The sequence below is a fragment of the Bradyrhizobium sp. UFLA05-125 genome (assembly GCF_059803515.1).
In genome coordinates, this window is record NZ_JBANBJ010000015.1 from 97,954 (window position 1) to 116,734 (window position 18,781).

19 protein-coding genes and 1 riboswitch are annotated in these 18,781 nt (G+C 67.1%); of the genes, 4 read left to right on the plus strand and 15 right to left on the minus strand.

Annotation, left to right across the window (positions count from 1 at the left end; all coding sequences use genetic code 11):
* Window positions 1-33 precede the first annotated feature (33 nt).
* The 6 genes from cobF to cbiE are packed head-to-tail and all read right to left on the minus strand — an operon-like array spanning window position 34 to window position 5,143.
* Entirely contained in the window at window positions 34-783 is a 750-nt protein-coding gene (gene cobF / locus SO156_RS16535; protein WP_458150960.1) for a precorrin-6A synthase (deacetylating), read from the minus strand.
* A complete protein-coding gene (cobA, locus tag SO156_RS16540) occupies window positions 777-1,514 on the minus strand; it encodes a uroporphyrinogen-III C-methyltransferase (RefSeq protein ID WP_498535529.1) in 738 nt (245 codons plus the stop codon). The genes cobF and cobA overlap by 7 nt, the downstream gene beginning before the upstream one ends.
* Window positions 1,511-2,821: a cobyrinic acid a,c-diamide synthase CobB gene (locus SO156_RS16545; protein WP_498535530.1), complete on the minus strand. Its 1,311-nt coding sequence runs from the start codon at window positions 2,819-2,821 to the stop codon at window positions 1,511-1,513. Before SO156_RS16545 ends, cobA begins: the two co-directional genes overlap by 4 nt.
* Window positions 2,821-3,603 carry a precorrin-4 C(11)-methyltransferase gene (cobM, locus tag SO156_RS16550; protein ID WP_458150963.1) on the minus strand — a complete coding sequence of 261 codons (783 nt, stop codon included), beginning with the start codon at window positions 3,601-3,603 and terminating at the stop codon, window positions 2,821-2,823. The genes SO156_RS16545 and cobM overlap by 1 nt, the downstream gene beginning before the upstream one ends.
* Complete coding sequence (locus tag SO156_RS16555) at window positions 3,600-3,968, minus strand: cobalamin biosynthesis protein (RefSeq protein ID WP_498535531.1); 369 nt, start codon at window positions 3,966-3,968, stop codon at window positions 3,600-3,602. Before SO156_RS16555 ends, cobM begins: the two co-directional genes overlap by 4 nt.
* Window positions 3,965-5,143 carry a precorrin-6y C5,15-methyltransferase (decarboxylating) subunit CbiE gene (gene cbiE, locus SO156_RS16560; protein ID WP_498535532.1) on the minus strand — a complete coding sequence of 393 codons (1,179 nt, stop codon included), beginning with the start codon at window positions 5,141-5,143 and terminating at the stop codon, window positions 3,965-3,967. The genes SO156_RS16555 and cbiE overlap by 4 nt, the downstream gene beginning before the upstream one ends.
* Here cbiE and SO156_RS16565 point away from each other — a divergent pair.
* A complete protein-coding gene (locus tag SO156_RS16565) occupies window positions 5,142-5,888 on the plus strand; it encodes a cobalt-precorrin-6A reductase (protein WP_498535533.1) in 747 nt (248 codons plus the stop codon). The two genes, cbiE and SO156_RS16565, sit on opposite strands and share 2 nt — an antisense overlap.
* Here the strand turns inward: SO156_RS16565 and cobJ are convergent.
* The 7 genes from cobJ to SO156_RS16600 are packed head-to-tail and all read right to left on the minus strand — an operon-like array spanning window position 5,864 to window position 13,786.
* Window positions 5,864-6,598, minus strand: a complete 735-nt coding sequence (gene cobJ / locus SO156_RS16570) for a precorrin-3B C(17)-methyltransferase (protein ID WP_498535534.1) — start codon at window positions 6,596-6,598, stop codon at window positions 5,864-5,866. The two genes, SO156_RS16565 and cobJ, sit on opposite strands and share 25 nt — an antisense overlap.
* Window positions 6,595-7,326, minus strand: a complete 732-nt coding sequence (locus tag SO156_RS16575) for a precorrin-2 C(20)-methyltransferase (protein ID WP_498535535.1) — start codon at window positions 7,324-7,326, stop codon at window positions 6,595-6,597. Before SO156_RS16575 ends, cobJ begins: the two co-directional genes overlap by 4 nt.
* Before the next feature lie 2 nt (window positions 7,327-7,328).
* Window positions 7,329-7,958 (minus strand): precorrin-8X methylmutase, encoded by a 630-nt coding sequence (locus SO156_RS16580; RefSeq protein WP_498535536.1) that lies wholly within the window; start codon window positions 7,956-7,958, stop codon window positions 7,329-7,331.
* Window positions 7,958-9,121, minus strand: coding sequence for a precorrin-3B synthase (gene cobG, locus SO156_RS16585; RefSeq protein WP_498535537.1), 1,164 nt, complete (start codon window positions 9,119-9,121; stop codon window positions 7,958-7,960). The genes SO156_RS16580 and cobG overlap by 1 nt, the downstream gene beginning before the upstream one ends.
* Window positions 9,118-12,366: a cobaltochelatase subunit CobN gene (cobN, locus tag SO156_RS16590; RefSeq protein WP_498535538.1), complete on the minus strand. Its 3,249-nt coding sequence runs from the start codon at window positions 12,364-12,366 to the stop codon at window positions 9,118-9,120. The genes cobG and cobN overlap by 4 nt, the downstream gene beginning before the upstream one ends.
* Before the next feature lie 14 nt (window positions 12,367-12,380).
* Window positions 12,381-13,415, minus strand: a complete 1,035-nt coding sequence (gene cobW / locus SO156_RS16595; protein ID WP_458151332.1) for a cobalamin biosynthesis protein CobW — start codon at window positions 13,413-13,415, stop codon at window positions 12,381-12,383.
* Entirely contained in the window at window positions 13,412-13,786 is a 375-nt protein-coding gene (locus tag SO156_RS16600) for a DUF1636 family protein (protein WP_458151331.1), read from the minus strand. The genes cobW and SO156_RS16600 overlap by 4 nt, the downstream gene beginning before the upstream one ends.
* A 94-nt stretch (window positions 13,787-13,880) precedes the next feature.
* A riboswitch (cobalamin riboswitch) is annotated at window positions 13,881-14,100 on the minus strand.
* A gap of 40 nt (window positions 14,101-14,140) precedes the next feature.
* On the opposite strand from SO156_RS16600, the gene cobO reads away from it, so the two are divergent.
* Together cobO and SO156_RS16610 are read left to right on the plus strand one after the other, a co-directional pair.
* Window positions 14,141-14,776, plus strand: a complete 636-nt coding sequence (cobO, locus tag SO156_RS16605) for a cob(I)yrinic acid a,c-diamide adenosyltransferase (RefSeq protein ID WP_498535539.1) — start codon at window positions 14,141-14,143, stop codon at window positions 14,774-14,776.
* Window positions 14,777-14,783: 7 nt separating this feature from the next.
* Window positions 14,784-16,232: a cobyric acid synthase gene (locus SO156_RS16610; protein ID WP_498535540.1), complete on the plus strand. Its 1,449-nt coding sequence runs from the start codon at window positions 14,784-14,786 to the stop codon at window positions 16,230-16,232.
* 3 nt (window positions 16,233-16,235) lie between these two features.
* Here the strand turns inward: SO156_RS16610 and cobD are convergent, their stop codons facing one another.
* Together cobD and cbiB are read right to left on the minus strand one after the other, a co-directional pair.
* Window positions 16,236-17,201, minus strand: coding sequence for a threonine-phosphate decarboxylase CobD (gene cobD, locus SO156_RS16615; protein WP_498535541.1), 966 nt, complete (start codon window positions 17,199-17,201; stop codon window positions 16,236-16,238).
* 8 nt (window positions 17,202-17,209) lie between these two features.
* A complete protein-coding gene (gene cbiB, locus SO156_RS16620; protein ID WP_498535542.1) occupies window positions 17,210-18,151 on the minus strand; it encodes an adenosylcobinamide-phosphate synthase CbiB in 942 nt (313 codons plus the stop codon).
* Window positions 18,152-18,276: 125 nt separating this feature from the next.
* Between cbiB and cobU the strand changes: the two genes are divergently transcribed.
* Window positions 18,277-18,780: a bifunctional adenosylcobinamide kinase/adenosylcobinamide-phosphate guanylyltransferase gene (gene cobU / locus SO156_RS16625; RefSeq protein WP_498535543.1), complete on the plus strand. Its 504-nt coding sequence runs from the start codon at window positions 18,277-18,279 to the stop codon at window positions 18,778-18,780.
* The last annotated feature ends 1 nt before the right edge of the window (window position 18,781 follow it).

Sequence of the window (18,781 nt, forward strand, 5' to 3'; positions counted from 1 at the left end):
GTCGTTGCCTCCGTTCACGCGACCGCGATCGCGTCACGCTCTGCGTTTGAGAATGTAGCTGTCCATGATCCAGCCGTGCCGTTCGCGCGCCTCTTGGCGTACCGCGACGATGCGCGCGCCTATCTCGGCCAATGCACCCGACATGACGACCTGATCGGGCATTCCGAGATAGGCGCCCCACCATATCTGCAGGCCTTCCGGATCGAGTGACTGAAACGCCGTGCCACCATCGAGCATCACGACCACGGTGTCGGTACCGTCAGGCCAGCCGCCTTCGCGCAGGCGCCGCCCTGTCGTCACCAGGAAAGGCTCGCCGATATCGTTCAGCGGCAGCGCGTGCGCCGCGCACAGCGCCTGGATCGAGGTGATGCCGGGGACGACTTCGATCGCCGGCAAAGGGTCGAGCCGTCGCGCGATCCGCAAGGAGGAATCATAGAGCGACGGATCGCCCCAGATCAGCAACGCAACGCGGCCATCATGTCCGAGATGTCCCGCGATCGCCTGCGACCATGTCGCCGCGACCGCGTTGTGCCAGTCGTCGACCCCCTTGCGGTAGTCGGCATCGCCGACATCACGCTCCGGCAGATCGAACTCTGCGAGACGCGTCTCTTTGCTGGTGAGCACATCAGCGCAAATCGTCCGCCGCAGTTCGGCGAGATCGGACTTCTGCGTCCCCTTGCGCGGGATCAGGACAAGGTCGGCCGCGTTGATGGCGCGGATCGCGGCCAGCGTGAGCTGCTCCGGATCGCCGCAACCAATGCCTATCAGAGAAAGCGTCAGCATGATGATGCGTCAACCTCCGCCAGCGCGCCGAACAGGATGACGGCAGCTGTGTTCGCGGGCGCGGCCTGCGCGAGTTCTTCGGCGAGTTTCGCGATGGTCGTGCGTACCAGCCGCTCATCGTTGCGGCCCAGGGATTCCGCAAACAACGCCGGCGTATCCGGCGAAAGACCCTGCGCGATCAGCCTTGCGGCCAGTTCCGGAAACGTGCGCCGGCCCATATAGACCACCGTCGTGGCGTCCGGGTCGGCCAGCGCCGCCCAGTTCAGATTTTGCGGCAACTGCCCGGTCACATCGGCCCCGGTCACGAACTGCACCCGGCGCGCGGTGTTTCGCCGGGTCAGGGGGATGCCGGCTTGCGCCGCCGCGACGCAGGCCGAGGTGACGCCGGGCACGATCTCGTAGCCGATCCCCGACACCCGAAGCGTCTCGATCTCCTCCTCGAGCCGGCCGAAGATGCCGGCATCGCCGGATTTCAACCGCACCACGCGTGCGCCGGTCGCCGCATAATCAACCAGCAGGCGGTTGACGTGCTGCTGCTTGGTCGAAGGCCTCCCGGCGCGTTTTCCGACCGCCACCAGATTGGCGCCGGGCCTGGCAAGCTCGAGGATCGCACCGGAAGCGAGATCGTCGTAGAGCACGACGTCGGCCTCGCGCAGCCGCGCGGCGCCCTTGAGCGTCAAAAGCTCGGGATCGCCGGGACCGGCAGAGATGAAGGAGACGAAGCCGCTCACCGGTCCTCCGAAATCAGATGAAAGAAGGTGCCCGTCGCATGCCCGCGCCGCGATCCGGTCTCCGCGACAACAGCGCCTGTCGCGTCACGCACGATCGCAAGCGGTACATCAGGCTGCGCGAGAATCGTCGAATAATGGAATTCATGACCGCGCAGGCGTGCGCCGGGCTGACGTCCCGGCATCGGCGCCGCGAGCTCGGCCAGCCGATAGCCGAGATGCATGCGCCGCTTGGCAAAGCTCGTCTGAAGGCCCAGAAGGCTCAGCATCTCGTGCCGCGCGCCGTCGGCGTCGGTCAGGGCCGCGCCCATCACCATGTAGCCGCCACATTCGCCGTGCACCGGCCGCGTCTCGGCGAAGGCGCGCAAACGCTCGCGGAAGCGCGTATTCGCCGCGATGCGACCGGCGTGCAATTCCGGATAGCCGCCGGGCAGCCAGCACACGTCGGCGCTCGCATCGGGCCCCTCATCGGCGAGCGGTGAGAAGGGCAGGATCTCGGCACCGGCGGCGCGCCAGGCCTCGAGCATGTGCGGATAGACGAAGGAGAACGCCGCATCGCGCGCCAGTGCAATGCGCTGGCCGGGCGGCGTAACGCTAAGCCGGTTCGTGATGGGCTGCGATGTCCATGCGGATGCAGCGCCTAGCACGGCGTCGAGATCGACGTGCTCGCCGACGAAGCGCGCGGCCTCACCGATCAGGCGACCGATCTCCATCTGCTCCTCCGCCTGCACCAGGCCGAGATGCCGCTTCGGCAGGCTGATCTCGGCATGACGCGGCAGCGCGCCGAACACGGCAATGCCCGCATCCTTCAACGCACGCCGCACGAGGTCCTCATGCCGCAGGCTCGCGACGCGGTTGAGCACGACGCCTGCAAGCTGCACACCGCGGCGAAAATCTCGCAGGCCCGCGGCAATCGCCGCGGCTGTCTGCGCCTGGCCGGACGGATCGATCACCAGCAGCACGGGCCAGCCCATCATCTCCGCGATGTCGGCGGTGGCACCGGTGCCCGAGACGCCGCGCGCAGCGACGCCGTCGAACAGGCCCATCGAGCCCTCGGCCAGTACGAGATCGGCATTCGCACCGCGGCTGACGAGATCTTCGATCGTCGCGCGATCCATCGCCCAGCTGTCGATGTTGACGGAGGCGCGTCCCGTGGCGGCCGCATGAAAGGCCGGGTCGATGTAATCGGGGCCGCTCTTGAAGCACTGCACCTTGAGGCCGCGATCGCGATAGGCGCGTGCGAGCGCCAGCGTCAGCGTCGTCTTGCCGACGCCGGAAGCCGGCGCCGAGATGACGAGACCTGTCGCCATCACGATGCCTCCGGAAAGCGCGGCGCAGGACCAACCGGCCGGTAGCGGCGGTCGTAGTCGGCTGCATAAAGGCGGCTCTCGGAGAACTCCTCCGAGCCAAGCGTGCGACCCACCAGGATGAGCGCCGTGCGTTCGAGCTCGGTGCCGACGGCCGCATCGAGCGTTGCGAGCGTGGCGCGCACGATGCGCTGGTCCGGCCAGCTCGCGCGCCAGACGATCGCCACCGGACAGTCCGCGCCATAATGCGGCTTCAGATCCGCGACGACCTTGTCGAGCAGATGGATCGAGAGATGGATTGCGAGCACCGCGCCGGTCGCGGCAAAAGTCGCGAGCTTCTCACCCTCCGGCATCGCGCTCGCCCGGCCTGGCGTGCGCGTCAGCACCACGGACTGCGCAAGCCCTGGCAACGTCAGTTCGGCCTCCAATGCCGCCGCAGCAGCCGAGAACGAGGGCACGCCCGGCGTGACGGTGAAGGGAATGCCGAGAGCACGCAGGCGGCGCAATTGCTCACCCATCGCCGACCAAATCGACAGGTCGCCCGAATGCAGCCGCGCAACGTCCTTGGCTTCCGCATGGGCACTGGCGATCTCAGCGATGATCTCGTCGAGCGACAGCGGCGCCGTATTGACGATCCGCGCGCCCTTCGGGCAGTGCGCCAGGACGCCTTCGGGCACGAGCGAGCCCGCATAGAGGCACACCGGCGAGGCCGCGATCAGATCGCGCCCGCGCAAAGTGAGGAGGTCGGCGGCGCCCGGACCCGCCCCAATGAAATGCACGGTCATTCGCCGTCTCCCTCCGCAATCGCCGCGGTCGCGGTCCGGTCCCGCGAGACCACGCGCGGCGCAACCAGTCTCGCGTCACGGCCCGCTGCCGCGAGCGCGACGGCTTCCGCCACCGAGCCGGTACCGAATTTTTCCTTGATGCGCTTTGACTGCGTCGGCGTCGTGATGCCGGCGAGCACATCGACCGAAACAGCCATGATCGGCAGGTTGAATTCGCCCGCCAGCAACTTCAGCGCCGCGCTGTCCGCCTTGTCGCTGACGGTTGCAACGGCCGCGAGACCTTTCACACCGCCCGCGGCGAGAAGTGCCTCGCGCAGTGCGGCGAGCGTGGCGTCGCGCTTGAAGCCGAGCCCTGCGACCTTCATCGCACCACGCTCCATTGCACGACCGGCCGCGCCGCCTCCCAGGACCGGTAGCGCCCCAACGGGCCCGCATGCGCGATCTCGACCCGCATTAGTTCGCCGCCAAGGCGCCGGTTTAGCTCCACCAGCAGCGTTTCCGTCTCTAGCGTCACGGCGTGCGCCACCAGCCGCGTGCCCGGCGCAATCCGCGACCAGACGGCGTCGAACATTGTGGCATCGAGGCCGCCGCCGATGAATACGGCATCAGGTGTCTCAAGGCCGGACAAAACGCCCGGCGCAGCTCCCACGACCACAGTGATTCGATGCGCTAGTCCGAAAGCCGCGGCATTGCTGCGGATGTTCGCAGCGCGATCCTCGCGCGCCTCGATCGCCATTGCCGCGCCGCCGCACACGGCCCATTCCACCGAGATCGAGCCGGAGCCCGCGCCGACGTCCCAGAGACGTTCGCCCGGCCGCGGCGCCAGCGCGGACAAGGCCAGCGCGCGTATCGCTCGCTTCGTGATCTGGCCATCATGCACAAAGAGATCGTCGGCAAGGCCGGAGCTGCGGGCAATGCCATTCAGGCCCCTCGCCTCCAGCGCGACCGCAACAAGGTCGCCAGGCTCGGCTGTATGAGCATCTGTACGGTGCGTCACGATACGCTCGCGCTGGCCGCCGAGCGCGAATAGCGTCCAGAACGGCGATGCGCCCCAGCCCCGCTCCGTCAGCCACTTCGCGAGATCGCCGGCCGCCTTGCCGTCGCGCACGAGGCAGATGATCCGCGCGCCATTTGCGAGATGCGGCACCAGGCGCTCGAACGGGGCGGCATGGAGCGCAACGCAGATGCAAGACTCGAGTCGCCAGCCCAGCCTCGCCGCGGCAAGCGAGAATGTCGACGGCGAGGAATGCGCGATCCACTCACCCGCTTCCAATCTCTCGGCGAGGCTGGCGCCGGCACCGTGCCAGAACGGATCGCCCGACGCGAGCACCACGGTGGGCCGGCCGCGGCAGCCCAGCACGACATCGGCATCGAACGGCACTGGCCACGGGTGGCCACGATCGGTTATGCCTGCAAGCGCAAGATGGCGCTCGCCGCCGAACACCGTCTCGGCCCTGGCAAGTGCCTTTCGGCTTGCCTCGGAGAGGCCGGCAAGGCCATCTTCGCCGATACCGATGATGGTCAGCCAGGGATCAGCCATGACGCGCGCCCTCATTCTGGGCGGAACGAGTGATGCCAATGCGCTCGCCGCGGAGATCGCGCGCGCCGGCGTCGATGCGATCTATTCCTACGGCGGCCGCACCCGCGCGCCGGCCGGACAACCGCTGCCGATCCGCACGGGTGGCTTTGGCGGTGTGAGCGGACTTGCGGATTACATCCGGCAAGAAGGCATCACGCATGTCATCGACGCCACCCATCCCTTTGCAGCGGAGATGAGCCGCAACGCCGCCCTGGCGTGCGCGGAAACGCATACGCCCCTTGTCGCGCTCGAACGCGCGCCGTGGATCAAAGCCCCCGGTGATCACTGGATCGAGGTCGCCGACATCGCCGCCGCCCTCGCGGCCCTGCCCGAGACGCCGGCGCGCGTCTTCCTCGCGATCGGCCGGCAGCATATCGCCCCATTCCGCGAGAAGCCGCAGCACGCCTACACATTGCGATTCGTGGATCCGCCCGAGGGAACGCTGCCGTTTGACGCCGAAATCATCGTGTCGCGTGGGCCGTTCACCTACCAGGGCGAAGTCGAGATGCTGCGATCGCGTGGCATCGCATGGATCGTCGCCCGCAATTCCGGCGGCGATGGCGCGCGCGCCAAGATCGACGCGGGCCGCGCGCTTGGCCTGCCCGTCATCATGATCGCGCGGCCGCACCTGCCCCGACGGCATCGCGTCGAAAGCGTGGCCGAGGTCATGGCGTGGCTCGGTCATCGGACCTGCCTCGGCGCATAGACCCAGCGACCAACGCGGCGCGTCTGCGAATTGCCGACGATGACGAGCGTGCGCATGTCGGCCATCCCGGGCGTCGCCTCGTTGAGCGTGACCGTCTCGATCCGCTCGTCCGGCGCGCTGATCGCGCGGGCGAAGATCACCAGCCGTTCGCCGCAGCCCGCCTCCCTCAATACCGCGAGCGCTCGGCCAAAGCCTTCCGGCCGGCTCGCCGAGCGCGGATTGTAGAGCGCGATTGCGAAGTCCGCCTCGGCTGCAAGCCGCAGGCGCTTCTCGATCAATGGCCACGGCTTGAGATTGTCGGAGAGATTGATCGCGCAAAAATCGTGGCCGAGCGGCGCGCCTGCGCGCGCAGCAGCGGCCAGCATCGCGGTCACGCCAGGCAGAACGCGGATCGGAAGCTTCTGCCATTCTGGAGCCTGTTCAAGCGCCTCGAATACGGCCGACGCCATCGCGAACACGCCGGGATCACCGGAGGACACCACGACGACGTTTCGTCCCTCGGCCGCGAGCCGCAGTGCCTCGCTCGCGCGCTGAAGCTCCACGCGATTGTCGGACGGATGCAGCGTCAGTCCATCCCTGGGAGCAACACGCCCGACATAGGGCGCGTAGCCCACCACATCAGTCGCAGCAGCAAGGGCGGCGGAAACCTCCGGCGTCACCAGCGCCTCGTCGCCGGGCCCAAGCCCCGCAATAGTCAGCGTTCCCATCATTCGCCCGCGTCCATTCGCCGCCCGCGGCCGTGCACCAGCACGATCGCGAAATAGGGACAGTCGGCTTCGTCGATCTCGGCGAGCCGCACGACGCGTTCGCCGGGCATGGTGCCGCGCTCGACCAGCCAGGCATCGTCGAGCCTGCCGGCGGAAGCAAGCGCACGGCGCACCTTCTGCAGGTTGCGCCCCGTCTTCATGATGACGAGCGCATCGGAATTACACATGCGCTGCTCGAGCTCGTCCTCGGCGAGCGTCCCCATCAGCACCGTCGTCACGTCGTCGCCGAGCGCGATCGGCTGGCCGACCGCGTTCCAGCAACCGGCCATGCCGGGAATGCCGGCGATCACCTCGATCTCGACACGCCCCTGCAGGCGCGCGTGCAGATGCATGAAGGAGCCGTAGAAATAAGGATCGCCCTCGCAGAGCACCACGACGTCGATCGCGCGTGCCAGCCGCGCCAGCCGCTCCGCCCATTCGTCGTAGAATCCGCCGAGCAGTCGCATATATTCCGGACTGTCGAAGGCAATCTCCGTCGTGACCGGATATTCCATCGGATATTCGGTGACATCGGCCGCAAGCATGCCCTCGACGATGCGTCGCGCCTGGCCCGGACGGCCTTGCTTACGAAAATAAGCGACGTGCCTGGCCGCACGCACCTCGCGATCGGCGCGGACGCTCATCAGGTCGGGATCGCCAGGCCCAAGGCCGCAACAGATGATACGCCCCATCTTCATTCGTTCCGGCTTGCCAGCGCATTCACGGCAGCAACGGTGATCGCCGAGCCACCGAGCCGCCCCTCGACAGTCAATGCCGGCGTTGGAGGATTCGTCATCAACGCCGCCTTGGATTCGGCCGCGCCGACGAAGCCGACCGGACAGCCTATGATCGCCGCTGGCCGCGGACAGTCGCGGTCCTCCAGCATGTTGAGCAGGTGAAACAGCGCGGTCGGCGCGTTGCCGATGGCGACGATCGCACCTTCAAGATGCGGACGCCAGAGTTCGAGCGCCGCCGCCGAGCGCGTGTTGCGCATGGCGTGCGCCAGCGCGGGCACGGCGGGATCACCGAGCGTGCAGATGACGGCATTGCCGGCCGGCAACCGCGCGCGCGTGATTCCCTCCGACACCATGCGCGCATCGCACAGGATCGACGCGCCCTTCTCGAGCGCCACGCGCGCGGTGCGCGCCATGCCCGGCGTGAAACGGATATGGGCCTCGAGCCCAACCATTCCAGCGGCATGGATCATGCGCACAACGACCTGCTCTTCGTCCGGCGCGAAGCGCGCGAGGTCGGCTTCGGCACGGATGGTCGCAAAGGATTGTCGATAGATCGCCGCGCCGTCGGTCTCGTACACGTGCGCCATCAGCGCCCTCCCATGAGCAGGGAAGGATTCTTGACGATGGCGGTGCCGCTCAGTCCGCGCAGCACCGGCGCATCACGGGTCGAGCCGGAGCGGACGAGGTCGAATCCATCGCGGGTCGCAACCAGCGTGAGCGTTGCCGGTCCCGAATGCGCACACCCCTTGGCGCAACCGGACACGTGAAGCCGTGCATCGGGTGCGATCTTCGGCGCGAGCGCTGCCGCAAGCGCGCGCGTATCGGCATGCGCCTCGCGGCAACGCGGTGCGCCACTGCAGGCGATCACGCGCAGCGCGGGATCATCGGCCTCGGTAATGAGGCCTTCACCGCCCGGCATGTCACGCATGCCCTCCGCCAAAACCATCCGCCACGGCGTCATACGCAGCGCCGGGGCACGAGAGGCAAGACGAGTGAGCGCCGAATGCGGTAACTGGCCGAACGCGACACCCACGATCGCGCCATGCGGATAAAGACCGGGACGCGGCGCAACGGCTGCGGCGGCCGGCAGCGACTCGCCGCGCAAGGCGTCGAGCAATTTCGCGCCGTCGGCGATATGCGCCGCCATGCGTCCTCGTCCACCCTTGGCGCCGCCGGATGCCACGAACCATTCTGCCAGCGCGAGCGCGGCGGACACAGCCTCTATGCGTGTGACGGACCGGCCAAGTTGCGCGCCGTCGGCACGCACCGTCAGCCCTCCCGCGCGGTCGCGTTCGATCCGGATATCCGCGGACGCGCCAGCCAGCACACGCTCACAGCCATCATCGATAGCGAAACCGAACTTGGTCGGAAGATCGAGCGCGCTGTCGGCCAGGGCCTGCTCGAGCTCGTCGGCCATCAAGCAGGTGTCGTCGTCGACGTTCCAGAATGGCGTCACCAGAATATTGCGTCGCGATTCGGTATCGGGGTCCGAATCCAGCAGGCCCAACTGCTTGAGGCCATCGAGGAGAGGCAGATGCGCCACCTCGGTCACACCCCTCACTTGAAGATTGGCCCGGCTGGTCACGTCGATCAAACCGTTGCCATAGCGCGCGGCAAGGCTCGCAATGCCCGCCGCCTGCGTCGCCACCAGCCGACCGCCATGCGGACGCACGCGCACCACGAGGCCATCGCCCGACAGCATCGGCCGCAGCGCGCCGGGGCACCAGCCTTTGATCGCGACTGCGCTCATGAGGCCTCCTTCAGCGCTGCCGCGATCGAGTTGCGGCGCGTCTTCCAGAGCGAGGCTTCATGCAGTCGGGTGAAGCAGGTTTCCATCGCAGCCAATGCGGCCGGATTTTCCTGCGCCATGAACGTCCGAACATCGTCATTGCCGAGGGTCGCGTCATAATAGAGATCGAACAGATGCGGTGGCACGGCGCCCGCCAGATGCGCGAATGCGGCCATATGCTCGAGCGTCGCTGTGATCTCGGCAGCGCCGCGAAAACCATGGCGCATCATGCCTGCGATCCAGTCCGGATTGGCGGCGCGGGCGCGGGCGACGCGCGAAATCTCCTCCGTCAGCGCGCGCGCCTGCGGCTGGTCGGGCCGCGTCGCGTCGAGGTGATAGAGCGATGGCGCGGCCGCACCTAACCTTGCCGCCGCCGCTGCAACGCCTGCTTCATGCGCGGCATAGTCGGCGGCGAGCAGCAAATCCGTCTCCGGTAGATCTTGTATATGGACGAAGGCGTCGGCGCTCGCGAGCCTCGTCTCGATGCCGGCGCGATCGGGCCGCATCTCGCCATCTGATGACAACGCCCAGGATGATGCCGACAGCCAGGCCTCGCCGGCCGCCGCACGCGAGTCTTGCGTGAAGACATCCGGTATCGAGGACAGGCCGACGCCGTATTGTCCGGGACGTGGCCCGAACACGCGCGCGACGCGCATGCGATAGGGATTTTCGTCGCCCTCGTCGTCGCGCTTCGAGAGCGCTTCGCTGGCTGCGTCGAACAATTGCGCGAGGCTCGAGAAGACGTCGCGGAACAGGCCAGACACCCGCAGCGTGACGTCGATGCGGGGACGGCCGAGCTCGGCCGGAGCGATGATGTCGTAGCCGGTCACACGTCCCGACCCGTGATCCCAGTGCGGCGCGAGACCGGCCAGATGCAGCGCCATCGCAAACTCCTCACCGGCCGTGCGCATGGTGGCGGAACCCCAGAGATCGACGACAAGCCCTTTCGGCCAGTCGCCATGATCCTGCAGGTGACGGCGCAACAGTTCTTCCGCAAGCCTGATACCTTGCGCATGCGCCGACGGCGTCGGCACGGCGCGCGGATCGACGGCAAACAAGTTGCGTCCGGTCGGCAGCACGTCCTGGCGCCCGCGATACGGCGAGCCCGCAGGCCCGGGCGCGACGCGGCGGCCGGACAACGCGGCGATCAGCGCGTCCCTCTCCGCTTCGCCGCAAGTCCCCCGGCCGAACACATGCAGGCCGTCTCCGAACTGGCTTTCCTTGAGATCGCAGACGAAACGATCGATGCGGGGGATCGCTTCGGCCGATGCAGCCGTTGCGGCGAGGCCGAGATCGGCGTCGAGGCCGGCCGCGTGCGCCTCGTCGCGGATCGCAGCAATGAGCCGCTGCCGGCGCGCGGGATCGAGACCATCGGCAGTCGAATATTCGTCGAGCAATTGCTCGAGCCGGCGCAGGCCCTCCGGCACAGCGGACTTCGTCAGCTGTGGCGGGAGATGGCCGATCGTGACCGCGCCGGTGCGCCGCTTGGCCTGCGCCGCCTCGCCGGGATCGTTGACGATGAAGGGATAGATGACAGGCAGATCGCCGATCAGCGCCTCGGGCCAGCAGGACGACGACAGCGCCACGGATTTTCCCGGCAGCCATTCCAGCGTGCCATGCGCGCCCATGTGCACGACGGCGTCGATGCGCTGCTGCCGGAGCCAGAGATAGAACGCGACATAGGCGTGACGCGGCGTGCGCGAAAGATCGTGATAGTCGGCGTCACGGTGACTGACCTCGCCGCGCTCCGGCTGCACTGTGATGATCGCCTTGCCGCTTTCGATCGCCGCGAAATGAAATTCGCCGCCGCGGCAGCTCGGATCGTCCTCGGGTGCACCCCAGGCACGCTCGAGGTCATCCTGCAATGCCCGTGGAAGGCAGGAAAGCGCCGCGCGATAGTCGGCGACGCTCCACGTCAACTCCTGTTTCGGCAAGACATCGCCGAGCGCACCCTGCGGCTCGACGTCGAAACCGGCCTCACCGAGATCACTGAGCAGCGCTTCAACGGAAGCGAGCGCGTCGAGCCCGACCGCATGGGCGATCTGGTGCGGCCGACCGGGATAGTTGGAGAGCACGATCGCCGGCCGCTTCTCCCCCGCCGGCTTTTCCGCGAGCCGCTGCCAGGCGGCCACGCGCGCAACGACGGCAGCGATGCGCTCATCGTCCGGCCGATGGGCAAGGTGCGAAAACTGCAAATCAGGATCGCGCTCGCCGGCCGACTTGAAGCTCACCACCCCCGCGAACACGCGGCCGTCGACCTCCGGCAGCACGACGTGCATCGCGAGATCGCCCGGCGAAAGCCCGCGGAGCGATTCGGCCCAGTCCTCGCGCCGTGCCGTGGAGAGTGCGACCTGGAAGACCGGACACGATGCAGCATCGAACGGCGTCGCGCCGTCGTCGCCAGCTGCGGAGAACGCGGTCGCATTGACGATGGCCGCCGGCGGATGCTGCGCAAATTGCGCGTGCAACCAGTGGGCGACGTCAGGTGCCTTCAACGACGTCACGAACACGCCGTGGGCATCAAATCCCTTCTGCCTCAGCGCTGCGATCAGCGCATCGACCGGCGCCGTGTCCGCGGCCGTAAGATACGAGCGGTAGAAGGTCACGAACGCGCGAGGTTTTCCGTCAGGATCGGGCAATGCCCCGACAACACCGCGCCCCGGCTCGTAGAAACCGATCTCGGGGACCTCGATCTCACCAACGACGGGCCCCGCATAGAGACCCGAGGCCAGCCCAAGCTGCGCGATCGCGGCTTGTGCGGCAACCGGTCCGCCCTTGTCGCAGAGCACCTTGAGCCGTCTGAGCGTCGAGACCGGCAACGTCGAGAACGCATCCAGCCGTTCATCGTCGCGACCATCCGCCGGCAACACGGCAAGCGCGATTCCGCGGTCTTTCGCCAGTTGATGCAGGGCCGCGAGCCCATAGGCCCAATAGGACTCGCCGCCGATCAGGCGCACCAGAATGCCGCGCGCTTGCGACAGCGTCCGCTCGATATAAGTGTCGATCGACAGCGGATGACGCAGCTCGGCGAGATTGGCGAGCCGCAGCGACGGCAGGCCAGCGCGCCCTCGCCGCCAGCCGGCAGCGAACGCGGCGAGATCGGAATCCGAGAACGAGAGCACCACGAGATCGGCCGGGTCCTGCCCGATGTCCCTTGGCGTCGCGGTCTCCTCCAGACCACGGCTCTCGCGGAAAACGACGTGCATCAGATGCCGAGTCCTTAAATGCCAAGCCCTGCCTTGATCGCCGCCTCGTCGATATCGCCATGCTCGCCGATCACGACCAGCTTCGATTGCCGGGGAGACGCGCCCCAGGGCTGATCGAACTGGTGCCGAACCCGCTCGCCGACCGATTGCAGCAACAGCCGCATAGGCTTACCCTTGACCGCGATATAGCCTTTTGCACGCAACACGTTCTGCTCGCGCGCCAGCCGCTGCACCGAGGCGATCAGCGCCTCGACGTCGACGACCTCAGGCAGATCGATCACGACGGAGTTGAAATCGTTGTGCTCGTGCTCGTCCTCGCCGTCGTGATGCGATGGGCGCGCGGCGAGATCGTCTTCGGCCGCCGCTTCAAGGCCGAGGATGACGCGCAGATCGACCGCGCCGTCGACCACGGGGAGCATAGGCACCGGACGCGGCATCTCCGCTGCGATCGCCGCCTTGGCTGCTTCGAGGCCTGCCGCACCTGCGAGGTCGGCCTTGGTCAGGAGCACGATATCGGCGCAGGCGATCTGGTCCTCGAACACCTCCGACAGCGGCGTCTCGTGATCGAGATTCTCATCCGCCGCGCGCTGCGCTTCCACCGCATCCGGGTCCGGCGCGAAGCGTCCGGCTGCGACCGCCTCGGCGTCGGCCAGCGCAATCACGCCATCGACCGTGATCCGCGAGCGGATTTCCGGCCAGTCGAACGCCTTCAGCAGCGGCTTCGGCAAGGCCAGCCCCGACGTCTCGATCAGGATGTGATCCGGCCTCACCTGGCGCGCGAGCAGTTGTTCCATCGCTGGAATGAAATCGTCGGCCACGGTGCAGCAGATGCAGCCATTGGCGAGCTCGACGATGTTTTCCTCTGGGCAATTGGCATCGGCACAGGATCTCAGGATCTGGCCGTCGACACCTTCACTGCCGAACTCGTTGACGAGCACCGCGAGCTTCTTGCCGTTGGCATTGCTGATCAGATGCTGGATCAGCGTCGTCTTGCCTGATCCCAGAAAACCCGTGACGACCGTGACCGGGACTTTTGCGAGCGTGTTCATTCGGCGGCCTCCGGCACGACGGCGATGGGGGGAATGCGGGCAAGCGATTGCTTGCGGAAGATTTCGGGACGGCTGCGCCATGGCACGATGCCGTCGGGCGCTGCGGCGTAGGCCGAAGCGCCTGCGATCACGTCGTTCGCATTGGCATCCGACAGGCGGCCATAGACATAGGACCATCGACCGGGCGCGCTGAGAGCTACCGAGCAGCCCTGGCTACAGGCCGACAGGCATTCGACGGGAACCAGGTTGACGCCTTCGGGCACGCCGGCGTCGAGGATCGCGGCATGCAGCCGTGCGCCGGGCGTGGTTTCGCCTTCGCCGAGTGTCTGCCCGGCGCGGCAGGTGATGCAAACGTGAAGTGTAACGGCCATCGCCCCTTCCAGGATATCTGCGGGAGGCGATGAGGCGCACGAACCGCTCGAGAGAGGGTCCGTTTCCCCGTCGCGGAACACCCCGTCCGCCGGTCCAAAAACATTCGCGCTGGCAGGTCTCCCGGCTTGCGGAGCAGGTTTTTTCCCTTCGATCCCCGCCTTCCCGATCCCCCATGGGATCAGTGGCTTCGGGCATCTCTCCGGTCACGGTCGCGGGGGCGGCTGCTTTTCGAACACGAATCTTGCCGATACGAGCCCTATCGCATTCCCTCTTCGCCTGTCGTAGGACAGGAACCAACGCTGGCCCACCATTTGCCCATGGCCGCCACTTGTCAAGCCGAAGGACCATTTCAGATGACGCCTGAACCGGATACCCCAGCGGTGGACAACACGGACGCCCGGCATGCTGCGAAAATGGCGAAAATCAAGGTCGCCCGCGACAAGATCATGGCGACCAAGAGCGGCGAAAAGGGACTGATCATCGTCCATACCGGCGCGGGCAAGGGCAAGTCCTCCTCCGCTTTCGGAATGATCGTTCGCTGTGTCGCACATGGCTTCCCTTGCGCGGTCGTCCAGTTCATCAAGGGCGCGTGGGATACCGGCGAGCGGCGGCTGCTCACCGGGCATTTTGGCGATCTCTGCCAGTTCCACGCCATGGGCGAAGGCTTTACCTGGGAGACGCAGGACCGCGCCCGCGACATCGCCGCCGCGCGCGCCGGCTGGGATAAGGCGAAGGAGCTGATATCGGACGAACGCCTGCGCATGGTCGTGCTCGACGAGATCAACATCGCGCTGCGCTACGACTATCTCGATATCGCCGAGGTCGTCGATTTCCTGAAAACGCAGAAGCCACCGCTGACGCATGTCGTCCTCACCGGGCGCAACGCCAAGGACGAGCTGATCGAGATCGCCGATCTCGTCACCGAGATGACGCTGGTGAAACATCCGTTCCGCTCCGGCATCAAGGCGCAAGCGGGCGTCGAGTTCTGAGACTTCGATGGCGCGCGCATTGATGATCCAGGGAGCGGGCTCGGACGTGGGCAAGTCGCTCGTCGTCGCGGGCCTTGCGCGTGCCGCAAAGCGCCGCGGCCTGCGCGTGCTCCCGTTCAAGCCGCAGAACATGTCGAACAATGCGGCCGTCACCGTCGACGGCGGCGAGATCGGCCGTGCGCAGGCGCTCCAGGCGCTCGCCGCCGGCGTCGAGCCGCACACCGACATGAATCCGGTGCTGCTCAAGCCCGAGACCGATGTCGGAGCGCAAATCATCGTGCAGGGCAAGCGCATCGCGACCGCACGCGCCCGCGACTACGCCGCGATGAAGCCTTCGCTGATGGGCGCCGTGCTCGAAAGCTTCGAACGGCTGAAGGCGCGCACCGATCTCGTGCTGGTCGAAGGCGCCGGCAGCCCGGCCGAGGTCAATCTGCGCAAGGCCGACATCGCCAATATGGGCTTTGCGCGGAAAGCCGATGTGCCCGTCGTGCTGATCGGCGACATCGACCGCGGCGGCGTCATCGCGCAACTCGTCGGCATCAAGGCCGTAATCGATCCTGACGATGCCGCGATGATCCAGGGGTTCATCATCAACAAGTTTCGCGGCGATCCCACGCTGTTCGATGACGGCTACCGCCTGATCCAGGACAGGACATCCTGGCGCGGTTTTGGCGTGCTGCCCTGGTTCGCGCGCGCCGGCGAGTTGCCGGCCGAGGATGCACTGGGATTGGGCGAGGCGCGGAAGCCCGGCAAAAGCAAGATCGCGTTTCTGGCGCTATCGCGGATCGCCAATTTCGACGATCTCGATCCGCTCAAGGTCGAGCCCAACGTTGACCTCGTGATGGTCCGCCCGGGCGAGGCGATTCCCGGAGACGCGCGGCTCGTCATCATTCCCGGCTCGAAATCAACGCGCGGCGACCTCGCCTTCTTGCGCGCGCAAGGCTGGGACATCGATCTCCTCGCGCATCACCGCCGTGGCGGCCATGTGCTGGGTGTCTGTGGCGGCTATCAGATGCTCGGTCACAGCGTGGATGATCCCGAAGGCATCGAGGGCCCAGCCGGAGAGACGGCAGGTCTTGGCCTTCTCGATGTTACGACGGTGATGTCGCCGCAAAAGACGCTCACGCGCGTCACCGCGCGCCATGCCGGAACCAGCGAGCCCATCGACGCCTACGAAATTCACATCGGCCGCACCGAAGGGCTGGATCGCGCGCGTCCCTTCGCAATGCTCGACGGCGCGCCGGAAGGCGCGATCTCCGGCGATGGGCGCGTGCACGGCAGCTATCTGCACGGCCTGTTCACGTCGGACGGTTTCCGCATGGCGTTCCTCGCGCAGCTCGACATTCCCTCGGCCGATCAGCCCTATCACGCCCGGGTGGAGAGCGCGCTCGACGCGCTCGCCGATCACATCGAGGCGCATCTCGACGTCGAAGGCCTGCTCGCGCTGGCGCACTGAGCGTCAGCCCGCGAGCGCCGATTCAAGGCGCGACCATTCCGCCTCATCGCCCGGCAGCCCGAGGCGCAGCCAGCCCGGCCGCGCGCTGAAGACGCGCGACCAGATCTTGCTGCGCGCGAGCTTGTCCTGTGCAGCAAGCGCATCACCTGCATCGTAGAGCCGGAACAGCGGCGTGCCACCGATCAGCCGCCATCCTTGCGCCGTCGCCGCCGTATCGAGCCGTACGCAGTCGCGTTCGAGCCGCGATGTCGTCGCCTTGGCCCATTCGCGATCCAGCAACGCGCGCCGACCGACGGCTATCGCGGCACCCGAAACCGGCCACGGCCCTGCCATCGCCGAGAGCGCTGCAATGTCTCCTTCCGCGCCGAGCACGAAGCCGAGCCGCAAGCCGGCCAGCCCATAGAACTTGCCGAACGAGCGCAGGATCAGAAGACCGCCCTGCCCCGCTTCAGGCGCGAGCGAGAGTTCGGGCAGCGCATCGGCAAAGCTTTCGTCGATCACGAGGTGGCCAACGCGCGGCAGCAGTGCGAGGAGGTCAGCTCGCTCATGGTGCCGACCATCGGGATTGTTGGGATTGACGACGACGGCGAGATCGGCGCCCGCGAGCGCGTCGAGATTGGACACCTCGGCAACGTCCCAGCCGGCGGAAGAAAGCACTGCAGCGTATTCGTTGTAGGTCGGCGCGAGAATGCATGCCCGGCCCCTGCGCGACAAAGCCGGCAGGCACTGGATCGCGGCCTGCGCGCCGGCCATGGCGAGCAGCGGCGCCCTCGTCGCATACGCCTGCCGCGCCGCTTCCTGCAGCGCTTCGATCTCGGACCGCGACGGCAGCGCACTCCATGCGCGCTGCTCAATCTCGCCCACGGGATAAGGCTGCCGGTTGATGCCGGTCGACAGATCGATCCAGTCCTCGATGCGGCCGCCGAACCGTTGCATCGCGGAGTCGAGATTGCCACCATGCTCGCGCATCGCCGCCCTCAGACCAATGCCAATGCTGCGAGCAAGCCGCCAAGCAGCAGCATCGCGCGAATATAGAGCTTCATGCCCAAGCGGACATCAGCGCCAAGCGGATCGCGCGCGCCCGCGTTCAGCCAGGGCTCGTCGGTCAGGGTGCCATGATAGCTGCGTGGGCCGCTCAGGCGCACGCCAAGCGCGCCCGCCATTGCCGCTTCCGGCCAGCCGGCATTGGGCGAGCGATGACGGTTCGCATCGCGCGACATGCAGGACAAGGCCGTTGAGGGTTTCGCGGTCACCAGCGCGAACAACAGGCCCGTCAGCCGCGCCGGGATGAAATTGGCGACGTCGTCGATGCGCGCGGCCGCCCAGCCGAACCAGAGGTGGCGCTCGGAGCGATGGCCGATCATGGAATCCAGCGTGTTGATCGCCTTGTAGCCAAAGATGCCGGGCAGGCCGAGCAGCGCGCCCCAAAACACCGGCGCCACGATGCCGTCGGAGGCGTTCTCCGCAAGGCTCTCCAGCGCCGCACGCGATATCCCCGCTTCGTCCAGAGACGCGGGATCGCGGCCGACGATTTGCGCGACCGCAAGCCGCGCCGCGTCGATGTCGCCCGACTGCAATGGCTGCGCGACGGCGGCGACGTGATCGTGGAGCGAGCGCAGGGCAACCAGCGGCCAGGCCAAAATGCCGAGCAGAACGGCGCGGCCCCATTCGGAAACGAGCCAGCTTTGCACCAGCCAACCGATGCCGGCGCACAGCGTGATCACCAGCAGTGCGGCGGCAACGCCGGCCATGCGCCGCGTTGCCGGCGCATCCGCCGGTCTGTTCCAGTTGCGATCGAGCAGAGCGATCAGCCTGCCGATCCAGGTCACGGGATGGCCGATGCGCGCAAACAATGCGGCGGGCCATCCCCAGATGGCATCCACCGTCATCGCAACCGCCATCGCGCCGGCAAAGCCCACGTCAGATCTCCTTCTCACCCGTCCTGATGCGCAAGAATTGGGGCACAGCGCAAGCCCCTGCCCGCCGATTTCGGCTTTGTCTTTGCGCCCGATTGGTGATTAGTGCGGGTCAGAACGGAGGTTTCATGGCGGTTGTCCTGATCACGGGAGGCGCGAGGTCCGGGAAAAGCCGGCGGGCCGAGGCGCGCGCCCGGAGCTTTTCCGGCCGGCCCGTCTACATCGCGACCGCGGAGGCGCTGGATGTGGAGATGGCGGAGCGGATCGCCCGCCACCGCGCCCGCCGCGGCGATGAGTGGATCGAGCGCGAGACGCCACTCGATCTCGTGGCGGCGCTCGATGCGACCGACGGCGGCGGCGCGCGGCTGGTCGACTGCCTGACGCTGTGGCTCTCCAACTTGCTCCATGCCGAACGCGACTGGTCCAACGAAACGGCGCTGCTCGCCGCCGCACTTCGCAGGCAACGGAGTCCGGTGATCCTCGTGACCAACGAGGTCGGCCTCGGTATCGTGCCGGACAATGCGCTGGCGCGCCGTTTTCGCGACGCCGCCGGCCTTTTGAACCAGGCCGTCGCCGAAGTCGCCGACGAGGTCGAGTTCGTGGTTTCGGGCCTGCCAATGAAGGTCAAGTGAG

Bases quoted from the DNA above. Each gene is read 5' to 3' on its own strand.
- cbiE (WP_498535532.1), bottom strand. From the start codon at position 5,143: ATGGCTGATCCCTGGCTGACCATCATCGGTATCGGCGAAGATGGCCTT.
- SO156_RS16575 (WP_498535535.1), bottom strand. From the start codon at position 7,326: ATGGGGCGTATCATCTGTTGCGGCCTTGGGCCTGGCGATCCCGACCTG.
- SO156_RS16580 (WP_498535536.1), bottom strand. From the start codon at position 7,958: ATGGCGCACGTGTACGAGACCGACGGCGCGGCGATCTATCGACAATCC.
- cobO (WP_498535539.1), top strand. From the start codon at position 14,141: ATGACGCCTGAACCGGATACCCCAGCGGTGGACAACACGGACGCCCGG.
- cobW (WP_458151332.1), bottom strand. From the start codon at position 13,415: ATGAACACGCTCGCAAAAGTCCCGGTCACGGTCGTCACGGGTTTTCTG.
- cobD (WP_498535541.1), bottom strand. From the start codon at position 17,201: ATGCGCGAGCATGGTGGCAATCTCGACTCCGCGATGCAACGGTTCGGC.
- cobM (WP_458150963.1), bottom strand. From the start codon at position 3,603: ATGACCGTGCATTTCATTGGGGCGGGTCCGGGCGCCGCCGACCTCCTC.
- SO156_RS16545 (WP_498535530.1), bottom strand. From the start codon at position 2,821: ATGGCGACAGGTCTCGTCATCTCGGCGCCGGCTTCCGGCGTCGGCAAG.
- SO156_RS16555 (WP_498535531.1), bottom strand. From the start codon at position 3,968: ATGAAGGTCGCAGGGCTCGGCTTCAAGCGCGACGCCACGCTCGCCGCA.
- SO156_RS16610 (WP_498535540.1), top strand. From the start codon at position 14,784: ATGGCGCGCGCATTGATGATCCAGGGAGCGGGCTCGGACGTGGGCAAG.
- SO156_RS16565 (WP_498535533.1), top strand. From the start codon at position 5,142: ATGACGCGCGCCCTCATTCTGGGCGGAACGAGTGATGCCAATGCGCTC.
- cobU (WP_498535543.1), top strand. From the start codon at position 18,277: ATGGCGGTTGTCCTGATCACGGGAGGCGCGAGGTCCGGGAAAAGCCGG.
- cobF (WP_458150960.1), bottom strand. From the start codon at position 783: ATGCTGACGCTTTCTCTGATAGGCATTGGTTGCGGCGATCCGGAGCAG.
- cobJ (WP_498535534.1), bottom strand. From the start codon at position 6,598: ATGATGGGAACGCTGACTATTGCGGGGCTTGGGCCCGGCGACGAGGCG.
- SO156_RS16600 (WP_458151331.1), bottom strand. From the start codon at position 13,786: ATGGCCGTTACACTTCACGTTTGCATCACCTGCCGCGCCGGGCAGACA.
- cobG (WP_498535537.1), bottom strand. From the start codon at position 9,121: ATGAGCGCAGTCGCGATCAAAGGCTGGTGCCCCGGCGCGCTGCGGCCG.
- cobN (WP_498535538.1), bottom strand. From the start codon at position 12,366: ATGCACGTCGTTTTCCGCGAGAGCCGTGGTCTGGAGGAGACCGCGACG.